The sequence below is a fragment of the Lewinellaceae bacterium genome (assembly GCA_020636105.1).
Lineage (GTDB): Bacteria > Bacteroidota > Bacteroidia > Chitinophagales > Saprospiraceae > BCD1.
In genome coordinates, this window is the sequence record JACJYL010000002.1 from 1,919,885 (window position 1) to 1,933,005 (window position 13,121).

Annotated in this window: 6 protein-coding genes; all 6 read right to left on the bottom strand. The window is 45.9% G+C overall.

Features of this window, described 5'->3' with window-relative positions:
* Positions 1-398: 398 nt before the first annotated feature.
* The 6 genes from H6571_24695 to H6571_24720 all read right to left on the bottom strand — a co-directional run bounded on the left by H6571_24695 (position 399) and on the right by H6571_24720 (position 13,071).
* Positions 399-2,777: a M1 family metallopeptidase gene (locus tag H6571_24695; protein MCB9326951.1), complete on the bottom strand. Its 2,379-nt coding sequence runs from the start codon at positions 2,775-2,777 to the stop codon at positions 399-401.
* A gap of 292 nt (positions 2,778-3,069) precedes the next feature.
* Positions 3,070-4,587: a Do family serine endopeptidase gene (locus tag H6571_24700; GenBank protein ID MCB9326952.1), complete on the bottom strand. Its 1,518-nt coding sequence runs from the start codon at positions 4,585-4,587 to the stop codon at positions 3,070-3,072.
* Positions 4,588-4,935: 348 nt separating this feature from the next.
* Positions 4,936-6,390 (bottom strand): alpha,alpha-trehalase TreF, encoded by a 1,455-nt coding sequence (treF, locus tag H6571_24705; protein ID MCB9326953.1) that lies wholly within the window; start codon positions 6,388-6,390, stop codon positions 4,936-4,938.
* Between the two features lie 21 nt (positions 6,391-6,411).
* Complete coding sequence (locus H6571_24710) at positions 6,412-7,653, bottom strand: MFS transporter (protein MCB9326954.1); 1,242 nt, start codon at positions 7,651-7,653, stop codon at positions 6,412-6,414.
* A 42-nt stretch (positions 7,654-7,695) separates the two neighbouring features.
* Positions 7,696-9,729 carry a glycoside hydrolase family 65 protein gene (locus tag H6571_24715; GenBank protein ID MCB9326955.1) on the bottom strand — a complete coding sequence of 678 codons (2,034 nt, stop codon included), beginning with the start codon at positions 9,727-9,729 and terminating at the stop codon, positions 7,696-7,698.
* Between the two features lie 48 nt (positions 9,730-9,777).
* Positions 9,778-13,071 carry a VCBS repeat-containing protein gene (locus H6571_24720; protein ID MCB9326956.1) on the bottom strand — a complete coding sequence of 1,098 codons (3,294 nt, stop codon included), beginning with the start codon at positions 13,069-13,071 and terminating at the stop codon, positions 9,778-9,780.
* Between the last annotated feature and the right edge of the window lie 50 nt (positions 13,072-13,121).

A 13,121-nucleotide genomic window follows, 5' to 3' on the forward strand; every position in this document is an offset into this window, starting at 1 on the left:
ACCCTGATACTAATTCAGGACTGAACCCCTTCTTTAAATGCTGTTTTAAAAATAAATTATGGTGAGTATGCAGATCACATTTGTAATATCAAATGTTAACCAAATATAAACTTTAATTTTCATAAAAGCTAATATAATTTGCCTACTCTTCTAATTTTACGGTACAACTGAAACGGAGGGAATGTAGATAAATATTTGATTAACAAATTTATATCTATTTTTTTAATTCTAATCGATAGGGATGAAGAAATATTTTAAAAATTATAATGGTTTACGCCACAGGTCAAAAAAGGTTTCATAATTCATGATTTTTTTTGAAAAATTTTGAAAATGGTTAAAATAAAAAGCGCCTTTTTCTCCCGAAAAAGGCGCTTTTTGAGCAATCACAAAAGGTGACTTTATTTCTTTTCTCCCTGCCCTCCTGCAGGAGCATCTTTGGCTCCTTTTTCACTCATGGCTTCTATTTCCTTTGCCTTTTGCATTGGATTCTTTCCGCCACCGCCGCCGCGGCGTCCACCGGCTCCTCCTTTAAACACTTCAAAACGGGTCGGCTCATTCCGCTTCGGCCAGTAATTGTTATTCCTGTCCACATCTGCCGTTTCTACAAAAGGATCGAGAATGATCTCCGAAGCCTCTTTTTCAAAATAGAACACTTTGCTGACTTCTTCATTGTTCTTTTGCCAGATCTCAGCCGGAATGCGAACGACTTCGGAAGTGCCATCTTTAAATTTAAATTCCAGGATGACAGGCATGACCAATCCACCCAGGTTTTTGAATTTAATGGAATAATAATTCCCTCCTCCGTTAATGATCTGCTTTTCATCATCTGTCAGGCTACTCAAAAACTGCTTGTATTCCTTTTCATCCAATACGGTGACATCGAGTTCATCATAATTATTATAAAAATCCAGCATAGACGGGTCGCGGGTGACCACTGTTTCACTGTTCTCCCTGCGAATATCCCCGATATATTCCGGCTCATTGTCCCGTTTGGCTTTCGCCAACGCTTTTTCAACCTCGGGATTTTTGGTATCCACGGTAAACCAATTCACTTCAGACATCGCAATGTCCACATTATCCGTGGTATAAAACCATCCCCGCCAGAACCAATCCAGATCAACTGCTGAAGCATCTTCCATGGTCCGGAAGAAGTCTGCCGGGCTGGGATGTTTGAACATCCAACGGGTCGCATATTCCTTAAAGGCCTTATCGAACAACTCAGGTCCCATAACAGTTTCGCGGAGGATAAACAAGGCCGTAGCCGGTTTGCTATAGGCATTGGGTCCGAAATTGAGAATGGACTCGGAATTGGTCATAATCGGAGTCAATTTCTCCTTTTCCATTTTCATATAATCCACAATTTTGGTCGGATGTCCCGAACCTGTGGGGTAATTGGCATCCCATTCGAGTTCGGCAAGATCTTGCACGAAACTATTGAGCCCTTCATCCATCCATGTCCACTGGCGCTCATCGGAATTGACGATCATAGGGAAGAAGTTGTGTCCCACTTCGTGGCAAATGACGCCCAGCATGCCGTATTTTGTCCTTTCGGAATAAGTCCCGTCAGGCTCAGGCCGTCCCCCGTTGAAACAGATCATCGGGTATTCCATTCCAATCCATTTGGAGTGAATGGACCATGCCAGCGGATAAGGATAATCAAAAGTATATTTCGAATAAGAGGTCAATGTATGAGCCACCATCCTCGTTGAATATTTTTCCCAAAGGGGATTTCCTTCCTTTGGATACATAGACATGGCCATAACGGTGCGATCGCCAAACTTCACGGCCATAGCATCCCAAATAAATTTGCGGCTGGTGGCAAAGGCGAAATCACGCACATTCTGCGCTTTGAAAATCCAGGTTTTTTTATCTTTCGACCGGCTGCTCTCGTTGGCGATGGCTTCTTCTTCCGTAATAATGATTACAGGCTTGTCCGTACTCTTTTGGGCCGCATCCCAACGTTTTCGCTGGGTGGCTGTCAGCACTTGTTTTGAATTTTGAAGTTCTCCTGTGGCAGCCACCACAAAATCGGCAGGAACGGTGATATGCACTTCGTAATCGCCAAAAGCGAGTGTAAATTCCCCTCTTCCTAAAAATTGTTTATTCTGCCAGCCCTCTACATCATTGTAAACCGCCATTCTCGGGAAAAACTGGGCAATAGTGTACAGGATATTGCCGTCATCAAAAGGTTCATAACCGGAACGGCCTCCCCAATCCATGCGGCTTTGCACATTGTACCACCATTTGATTTTAAAAGTAACCGAACTTCCCGGTGCCAAAGGTGTTTTGAGATCCACCCGCATCATCGTCTTGTTGATCAGGTACCCCATGGGAGCATCCCCGGCATCTTTCACGTATTCGATATTGAAGCCTCCATCAAAGCGATCATGCAGGCCTTTCAACTGATTAAAAGAAGTTCGTCCATCGATCTCATCTGTTTTGATCTTGTGGGTGTCTGAATCTTTGGCACGCATATTCTGATCCAGCTGGAGCCAAAGATAAGTGAGCACATCAGGGGAGTTATTGTGATAGGTGATCGTTTCGTCCCCGGACACACGCTGTTTTTCATCATCCAGTTCAACATGCATCACATAATCAGCCTTCTGCTGATAATATTCATGCCCTGGAGCCCCTGAAGCAGTGCGGTAGCTGTTGGGCGTGGGCAATTCATAGTACAACTGACGGAATTTGTTCTTATTGGTGTTTTCCTGCTGTGCCGTCATCAACAATGGAAAACAAAGTGCCATCAAAATGGCGAGCGTAATTTTGTTCTTCATAACCAGTCGAGTTTAATTAAAGCGATTAAATGGCAAAATTCCCCCACAGACCATATCTTTAAAAAGACAGGTTTGTATATGGGAAAACGCAGCATTTTCTAAAAAAAACTGCGTTCGTAATCAAAGGTAATAAATATTAAAATAAATGTAACTCGTACCCTTATTTATGCCGGTTACCTGTCAATTCCTGATTTTTTTTGAGGAAATAAAAAATCCCGAACTTTGCCGCAAGACAAAATTCGGGATTACTCCTGTTGGAACGAGGCACAAAAACCTCATATATTTTAGCGCATTACATACCAAATGCATAATAATACTCTCCCGGAACGTCCTCATAGACACCTTCAAGCATTACGCCGCCTTTTTTATTTTCGAGTTTCTTTTCCAGTTCTTTTACGCTGGACACTTCATCTCCATCTACTTTGGTGATGATAAATCCTTCTCGGGCATCGGTATCTTTCCTGAGTTTTCCGGCAAATAACTTATTCACTTTCACGCCTCCTTTGATGTCGAGTTTTTTAGCCAGGGCACCATCGACGGTTTCCAGTTCAGCACCCAGGAGATTCACGGCTTCGCTTTTTTCTTTTGCTGCAAGCGCTGTGTTCCCTTGCCTGTTGTTGAGAATGACATCAATGACTTTCTCTTTCCCTTGTCGGTTGACGGTAAGGGTTACCTTTTCACCGGGTCTGTAGCGGGCCACCATGCCCTGGAGTTCAGGGGAGGAGTTAACTTCCATATCATTCACCCTGGTGATGATGTCTCCGACCTTAATCCCGGCCGCACCGGCTGCGCTATTGTCCATCAGACTGTCAACAAGGATGCCCTGAAGGACGGGCAGATCTTTTTCCCTGGCCAGGTTACCGTCAACGGAACGGATCATGATCCCGAGAACACCCCGCTGGACAACTCCGTATTTGATCAGGTCTTCCACCACTTTATTCACAATATTGACCGGTACTGCAAACCCGTATCCGCTATAGGAACCGGTAGGACTTGCGATAGCGGTATTGATCCCGATCAGTCCGCCTTCAAGGTTGACCAGCGCACCGCCACTGTTGCCCGGATTGATGGCCGCATCGGTCTGGATAAAATTCTCCACGGCGTATTGCTCCTTGAGAATATTGATGTTTCGCCCTTTGGCGCTAACAATACCGGCGGTAACGGTGGAGTTCAGACTAAAGGGGTTTCCCACAGCAAGTACCCACTCTCCTACCTTTACGGCATCAGAATTGGCAAAGGGAACGGGAACGAGTCCTTTTTCTTTAATGCGAATGAGGGCTAGATCTGTTGTGGGGTCCGTTCCGACCACCACCGCTTTGTAGGTGCGGTTATCGTGGAGGGTCACTTCGAGGTCATCGGCATCCGCCACCACGTGGTTATTGGTTACGATATAACCATCTTCACTGATAATGACCCCGGATCCGGTTCCCACTCTTGTAGGTGGATTTCCGGACCGGTTGTCAGGAGTGTTGCCACGGCTGCGCGGTCCAAAAAACTGGGGAAACTGATCTCCGAAAAAATCCCTGAATTGGTCGGGAATGTTCCCTTCCTGACTACGACCGGCACTATAAATTTGGGTTGACTTTATATTGACGACCCCTTCCACGACCTTTCCTGCCGTTTGGGTGAAATCCAGGGGGACTAATTTGCTGTTTTCATCAAGAGTGTACAATGCACTTTGTGAGGGTGTTCCGGAAATGTGTTCGATCCTCACGGTGTTAGAGTTGCGGGTAACCAGGGAAAAAACACCCAGGGTTGCCATACTTACGATCAGTGCGATAATGCCTGAAAATACCAGATTCCGTTTCATGATAATAATAATTTTAGTGAAAAATTAATCACCTTCCGGAAAGCCTGGCAGGGAAAGGCGTATGGCGTCTCTTCCCGCCGGTTTTCGGATCCCGGTGAGTTAAGAAATCTAATGATACAAGCAGGTTTTTGTTTTGTTTTTCCTTTTCAGGAATGGTCGACCTAAAAAAAAATTACAATAAAAATGCCATTCTTCAAAATCGTAAAAAATGTCATTAAAACACTTCCGGAAAACGTCAATTTGACACTAAGTTGTATAAATGACAAGGCTCAGCCCTGAATTTTAAAATATCTTTAACACTTGAGTGCCTTTTTGCCTGATTTTGGAGCGGTTCAGCATCGCGGCATGCTATGCAAGGAAAGCCCGCATGGCCAGGTAAACGCCATTTGTCCATCCGAAACCATCCTGTACGGGATACTCTCCTCCCCCGGCTTCCAGGCTGGCATCTACAACGTTGTATTTTTCCATCATTTTGCCGGTTTGCTTGAAAACCCTTTCATTTAGGGTGGTCCATCTTTCAGCAATCTCAACGGCCAGTGCATCAAAACCGTATTGGTGCAGCCCCTTCACGGCCACCCACTGAAGGGGAGGCCATCCGTTGGGGGCATCCCACTGCTGACCGTTTTTTACCAGGGTGGTTTGCAATCCGCCGGCTTTTAAAAATTCATTTTGAATGGTTTTGGCAACCACTGATGCCATATTAGGCTGGGCGATATTCAGAAATAAAGGAAACAGCATGGCCAGGGTTTTCTTTTTTGACAACTTTTTTTCTTCGATCAGGTAATCAAAATACCCTCCTGTTTCGGCGTCGAAAAATAAATCGTTTAAGTGTTTTTTCCGGCTTTCTGCCACTTTCTCAAAATGAGAGGCACGTGCGGTATCTTCCTTAAGAGCATACCCTTTTCTCAACATTGTTTCCGCAAAAAAAAGCAGGCTGTTGAGGTCAACAGGAATAATATTCGACGTTTTGATCGTCCTGAGATCAAAATCTTCCTGCATCCACCTGGAACTGAAATCCCATCCTGATTCACAAGCTGCACGAATGTCCCTGGCCAGTCTTTCCGAAAACCCTTCCATTTCGGCATCCTCGATGTAAGATTCCTGTCGCGGCGCGGTACTACTATCCCAATAACGCGAAAAGGCAAAACCGTTAATTTCCACGATCCGTTCCGGGTTGTCAACCGTCCAAAAATCGTATTCCTTCTGCAAAAATGGCAGGTAACGCAGGATGATCTCCTGGCCTCGTATTCCGGCTAACAGGTCAACCATCAAAGCAAAAAAGGGCGGTTGGGATCGGGTCAGAAAATAAGTACGGTTACCATTGGGAATAAAACCGATACGATCTACCAGGTAGGCAAAATTATCAACCATATTTTCCACCATATCTATCCTTCCCTGCTCGATGAGCCCCAGCATGGTAAAGTAACTGTCCCAGTAATAAATTTCCCGGAACCTCCCTCCCGGAACGATGTAGGACTTCGGCAAAGGAATAAGACTTCCCTTCTGATCGGGATCATCCGCAGGCCGGGTGAGGTGTGGCCATAAGCTTTTTATATGCTCCGACAGGTTCAGTTCCGTATTGCTTTTAAAAACCGTTTCAGATCGGGCCGGCAGATCAAAGTGATCCAACACGAAGGTCTTTAAATCGAATCCCTCCTTGTTTTTACCGGCTTCGTAGTTCGCCAGAATTTCCCGGGGGGTACTCCTGGGATCCATATCCACAAAAGTCTTGCTGTCTTCAAAAATACCGCTCGTCTGAACGGCTATGAATAATTCGCCAAAAAGTATGTCGTAGGGTTGCATCTGGAAATGATAAATTTTAAATTATACCCCGGCCTGTTTTTGTTTTAAAAACAGCCGGTTCAAAATAAAAAGCGCCGCCGCCAAAAGTGTTATCGGCAACAGGGCAAGGTAGAAGGCCATGGCTCCGTCAAAATACTCGAACAAATGGCCGGTGATCATAGATCCGATAGTACCTCCCAATGCCGAAAAAACAACGATCAGCCCCGACATGGAACTGTGCAGGTATTTCGGAATGGCCGTCAGGATCACTGAATTGATCGTTGGATAAATGGGTGCCAGGAAAATGCCCATCAAAGGAAAAAGGTAAACGATCAGGGGAGCATTAAACCAATTGATGTCAGAAGAAATCTCAGCTGCATTGGCCAGGGGAAGGTTGATAATGATGCAGATGGCAAGCAATCCCAGGCATATCAACAAGAAGGGGAGCCACTTCATTTTTTTTAGCACAAAACCCGCTGCGATCCTCCCCAGTGCAAAAGCCCCCGCCAGGATGGATGCTGCCTGGATACCCATTGAAGCCGGTACACTAAGCACGCTCTCATAAAAGGTAGGCATCCATGTCTGGAAGCTTTGTTCGATAAGCACAAAAAGGAAGGCGCTCATGATGAAGATCAGTATCAGAGGTTTTGCCATCAATTTGATCATATCCAAAAAGTCTTCTGAAAGGGCATTGCCTTCCTTGTGGGCTTTGGACTCATCGAGAGGCGAAAACCATAACAGAACAAGCGCCAATACCGAAAATCCACCCAAAAGCCAATATACATTGAGCCATTCCGTAGATTTTGGATTGTTGTCATCAATAAAAAAACTGATGATCAGGTTGCCTGCCAACACCCCAACCATGAAAAACCCTTCGATCCAGCTCATAAAACTGCGGTGTTCCCGCTCGGAATCGGTCACCAGGCCAATGGTCGCAAATACGCCGATCTTTATTATGGCAAAGGCTACCCCAGTGGTGGCAAAGAGCAGTTTAAAATGCCAGAATTCTGCCTTTATCAACGGCATACAGAAACAGGCAATCGCCACGGCAGCCAAACCGATACTCATTCCTTTCCTGATGCCCAACTTGGGCAGAAAAGAGGCTACAAAAAAAGAAGCCAGGGCTATGGGAATATCTTTGAATCCCTCCAGTATGGAAACGTCAGCTTTGGAAATATCCAGGTTGCGTTGTAATTGAAGGATCACTGCGCCTACGCTGTTCAAAAGAATCGCAAAAACGAAGTAGTTGATGAATAGAGAAATTTTGATCAGGATGTTCTTCATGGTTCAATTTTATCAGGTGTCAAAGTTGGTTTCAGTTAAAAATCATTTATTTTCGATCACGATCTCCCTATCCTCAATACCTACGCCTCTTATAATGAGTTTCTTCCAGGATGCCGGCAATTTATAATTGGTTTGGGTGATGCCGTCGTCCGTGATCTGCAACCCTCCAAAGCCGGCCATGACTGCCTGTAACATTCCCCCGGCTCCCGTGGCAAAATAAGGATTGGTTCCGCCTGCCGTTTCCGAAATGACCCCGAAAGGCGGCACTTCGTTGGGTTTATAACTTCCTGAAAACACAGCAGCTGCTTTTTCCGGGTCACCCAATCTTTGGTACAATATGGCAAGAATAGCTGAGCCCATAGCGGGACCGTCGGGTGCCATACGCGTGGCGTAATAGTCAAGGTCTTTTTTGATCTGCTTTTTATCAGTGACGACTTCCAGCGGGTAAGCCAGGAGATTGACATCCGCCTGTTTGATCATCACGCCGTCATAAGTGGCATTTTCACGGGTGGTTCCGTCGGGGAATTTGAGAATGGGAATATTATTAGCCACCAGCATCCAGTCGGGATCGGGTTCCATACCCAGTTCGCGGGCTGCCTGTGTGGCATAATTCAGAACGGTGATGGCCATCCCGTTGGTAAAAGCATTATTGTCAATATTCTCCTGCCACTCGTTGGCACCGATTACATTTTTTATATCGTAATGCCCCGGACCGTTGCGCTCCACCCGGCTCGCCCAGAATTTGGCGACATTTTCAAGGATCGGCCAACCTCGGGTGCGCAACCACTCCTTATCGCCTGTCACCTGGTAATATTTCCATGCGGCCCAACCGATACATCCCGTGATATGATGCTGAAATGGCCCGGTTATCGCCCAAACAGGAGTGACTTCAGAACCGTCGGCGGCGGATTCCCATGGAAACATTACCCCCTCGTATCCGTGTGAAAAGGCATTTTGCCGGGCAGCTTCCAGTCGTTCAAAACGGTATTCCAGAAATGACCTGGCCATTTCCGGTTGCAACATCAGTATCGGAGGATACATCCAGAGTTCCGTATCCCAAAATACATGGCCGTTATACCCCAAACCGGACAATCCCATGGGAGAAAGGGAATAAGCGGTGCCTTTCCTGGCAAAGGAGTATAAATGATACAATGCAAAGCGAATATCGCGGGTTACATCATCATTTCCGACCACCTCAATATCGCCGGTATCCCAAAGTTTCTGCCATGCTTTTTGATGGAACTCCAATAGTTTTTTGCGACCTTCCAGTTTGGCGAAGACGGTCAACCGTTCTGCTTCATTATGCGGATCCTCGTATTGCTCCGAAGAAGTCGTTGAAGCCACAATACTAAACGTATAGGTCTCCCCGGCTTTGATTTTTTTGGTAAATTTCATGAGATGCCGGTTATAATCCCAATCCTCATGAAGGAGTACCGGCTCTTCCCCGTGGGGTTCCTCAAAAATGAAACTGTTGCTGGCCGCCACCTTCAATTTCCCGGAAGGGCTATTGGCCACCGAGGTCATCAGAGGGATCTTAACATGGGGCCTGTCGATCTCTGCAAAATAATTCCGGACATCACTGAGATGATCCGGCGCTACGATGATGGAAGAAGGCGTAATTACAATATCCTCGTGGGCCGTTATTTTTATGACCATAAGTGCGGTATAAGGCAAATGCCGCAGGGACATCATATTGCTCTGCACAGACGCCTTTTCTCCAAAATCAAAAGTGGTCACAAATTCGGCCGTTTTCATATGGAGCACCTGCCTGAAATTACTGATGTTCGACCGGTTGATCATTGTCCCGTCGATGATCAGGTCGGCATTCAGGTGATTGAAGGATTTCAAAATATTGGAAACCCTTCCTCTTTGGTAATAATCATAAGCTCCGTTTAAAACAACATCCTTTACCTTCAAAGGATCGGCAGCCGATACGATACCCACGATCCCGTTGGCCATGGTCACTCCGTAATAATTATTGGGATCGATATTTTCAGCCTCCACTTCCCAGGTGGACTGGGCATTCAGGATGGAAAAACCAATAACAGAAACCAGCAATGCGAGAATATTTTTCATAAAGTATTAATTTTGTGTCAAAATGGATCACGTCCAAAAACAATCAAATTAGTTCCCCAAAACGGGTTTTCCTTTAAAACTTACCACCTTTAGAGATTCATTATTCCTGGCGATTATCCAATATTCCCGGCCGCCGACCATGATCTTACGGATGTTTTTTACCTGACCGCCGACCACTTCGCCGCCGGGTTGGGTTACCTCGAAATTCCCCGATCCCTTATTGATCAGGAGGGTACCATAATTGGCATCATACATCCCCATCATGATATTGGCGTCAAAATAATTTCCCATCATGATAAAATCGGGCAGGTCGTCACCGTTTGCATTTATAGGCATAGCCGCGTAGAACGGACTTTGCTGGGCTCCTATTTCCAGGGCACGGGCCTCGAAATTACCTTTGCCGTCATTGATCATCACCATGCTCCTGAATTGATCCGCTTCAAAATAATGCCCCAGTTTTTCCGCCGGAAAAATTTCAGTAAAAGCGGCCTCGGCAAAGTCCCCGGCGTATACAAATTTCTTTTTGACAAAAGGCAACTGCCCCTGCAGCTCCTTTTTGTTATGAAAAGGAATTTCCTTGCCTTTGACATAATAACTCAACACCTGCTCTTTGGTCCCGTTATCATCAAAGTCGGCATAATACATTCTCATGGGTTTCTCAAGGCTTACGGACATTCGGGTATTAAGGCCCTGATTACCTGCCAGCAGATCCATATCTCCGTCATTATCAATATCGCATGGTAAGACAAAATTCCACCAGCCTCTTTCCGGGCAGAGGGTCTTTAGGGTGAAGCGGTCGCCGTCCAGCATTAGGGCTTTGATGCCATCCCATTCCAGGGCGAGCAAAATGTCCTCGTCGCCGTCCTTATCGATATCTGCCCTGGAGCTACCTTTTACAAACCCCAGCAAACCTTCCTCCGGAAGCCACTTGCCGGTGGCATCCAGGAATTTCCCTGTACCGTCGTTGACCAAAAAATAAGACTTGGGTATTTCACCATAGGCCCAGGGTTCGGCCCGGGCTCCGATGAACACATCGGGGAAACCATCACCGGAAAAGTCGAATACCTCCAATCCACCTGAGGTGACAAATACTCCCGGGAATGCATCAGCCTTACGCGACAGGTTTCCGGAACCGTCGTTCAGGTAAAGTAAAGGGGCATTGAACTCACTATTCCCACGAAATTCATTGCCTCCCGTTGCGATGACCAGGTCATTGGCCCCGTCATTATTCACATCCAAGATCATGGCCCGAACATCTTCATAGGTACTATCTTCCCTCATCTCGCTATTCTGTACCCGTTCAAAAGTCCCGTCATTTTTTTGAAAAAAGAGGGCGTTCACCCCCCATTTGGCCGCTCCAACAAAAATATCTTCCAGTCCGTCCCCGTTCAGGTCACCCACTGCAAGAGCCGGTCCGTCGGAGGAGGTGGAAAACGGAATGAGGGCTTCCCTGTCAAATTCCACAAAAGGATTTTCTTCATGAACATAATCCACCCCCAATGCTTTTTCTTCACCGGCCCATTGGTATTCAAAAGATTTATGAATACGATTATAATCAAATACCGGCAGACCGGGTGCCTGAGTGATATAAATTTCAGATCCGCTGACGTCGGTCAGGGTGGTAAAAGTATTGTCCGGCCAAATGACGGTTATGGAATCAACGGTATTCTGGGTTTTGGAAATCACCAACGGTCCGATTCTGGAAGACTGGAATCCCCGTATCTGAAAATTTTCCATATACTGAAGGGCGCCGGACTGATAAACGAGGATTTTGGCCCCAATGGCATCCCTGTTCATCCCATAGGAAGAAAGATGAACCTTCAGCGATTTTCCGGCCGGTTCTTTTACGAGATTCTCATATAAAAATGCCGGGTCATCAATATTATTCGTAACGATATCGAGATCCCCGTCATGGTCAAAATCCGCAAATGCTGCGCTGTTGGAATAACTGACTTTATTGTTCAGTATCCTGGATTCGGCGTCTTCAAAATGGAGAGAAGGCGAACCGATGTAAAATTTATTCAGGATCTTAATTTCAGGAATCTTATTGATCACGCTGAGATCCGTATCTTCCAAATGGTCAAACTGTATCTTGAACTTGACCTCACTGCCGGCCTCAAAGTTGATGTAATCGATATCGTTCATCCGCTTTGGAATGCCATTGCTGATAAAGAGATCTTTTTGTCCGTCGAGATCCATATCCATCAACAAAGGAGACCACGACCAATCGGTTGCAAAAACACCGCTGTACCGACCTATTTCACTAAAGACATTATTACCGTTATTGAGTTGAAGGGCATTTTGGGCAAACTGGTGATTGTATCCGTAGTTGAGTTTAAACCGGAAAATATCCAGGGCCTCCTCCCCTTCCGAACGTTTCAAAATAACCGGGTCTTCCGGCAACATATCAAGAGAAAAAATGTCGGGATAACAATCGTTGTTTATATCGGCCATGTCCACGCCCATGGTAAATTTGCTGGTATGCCGGATCTGGCTGTTAAGCTCTTCCCTGAATGTCCCATCCTTCTGATTGATATACAGGTAATCATTTTCGTGGAAGTCATTCCCGACATAAATATCCGGGTACCCATCGAGGTTGACGTCTCCGAAGGCCAGTCCCAGTCCGTACCCGATGACGGTGCTTTGTATCCCGGCTTTCACCGTAACATCGGTAAAATGCCCTCCATCATTTCTGAACAACTTATCTCCGGAAACCGAATCTACGGTATTGAGGAACCGTTCCCGCGGCCCGAAAGTACCGTTTTGATGTACGCTATGGTTGAGCAGGTACATGTCGAGGTCGCCATCCAGGTCGTAATCAAAAAATCCGGCATGGGTACTGAACCCTTTAAAATCGAGCCCGTACTTTGCAGCGGACTCTGCATATTGAGGAATCCCGTTTGCATCAATACCAGTACAAATAAAAAGTTTGTTATTGTTGTCCAGTATCCTGTATTTTCCCACCTGGCACAGGTAAATATCCAGCAGTCCATCTCCGTTTATATCGACTACGGAAGCGCCGGTTGACCAACCATTTGGTCCACCATCCATATCGGTCAGGTCGCTGATATCTTTAAATTTCAGTCCTCCCTGGTTGAGGAACATCTTTTCTTTCCCGAGGTTGGAAGTGAAGTAAATATCCGGCAAAGAGTCATTATTAAAATCAGCCACCGCTATTCCCCCTCCGTTGTAATAATATAAGTAATTAAAAATATTGAGTTCCAGTTCCACGGGAAGGGCATTGACAAAATCAAGACCGGTGGTTTCCGTTGATCTTAATTCAAATAAGTAATCCGGGGGTTCAGGTTGCCTCTTGTTACAGGAAGATAATCCCAAAGCCATACCCGTTACAAAAAGCAACACACCGGGCAATGATCCTTTATCCCATAAAG

Coding starts and splice junctions, on each gene's coding strand:
- H6571_24695 (MCB9326951.1), bottom strand. CDS start 2,777: ATGAAGAACAAAATTACGCTCGCCATTTTGATGGCACTTTGTTTTCCA.
- H6571_24700 (MCB9326952.1), bottom strand. CDS start 4,587: ATGAAACGGAATCTGGTATTTTCAGGCATTATCGCACTGATCGTAAGT.
- treF (MCB9326953.1), bottom strand. CDS start 6,390: ATGCAACCCTACGACATACTTTTTGGCGAATTATTCATAGCCGTTCAG.
- H6571_24710 (MCB9326954.1), bottom strand. CDS start 7,653: ATGAAGAACATCCTGATCAAAATTTCTCTATTCATCAACTACTTCGTT.
- H6571_24715 (MCB9326955.1), bottom strand. CDS start 9,729: ATGAAAAATATTCTCGCATTGCTGGTTTCTGTTATTGGTTTTTCCATC.
- H6571_24720 (MCB9326956.1), bottom strand. CDS start 13,071: ATGGCTTTGGGATTATCTTCCTGTAACAAGAGGCAACCTGAACCCCCG.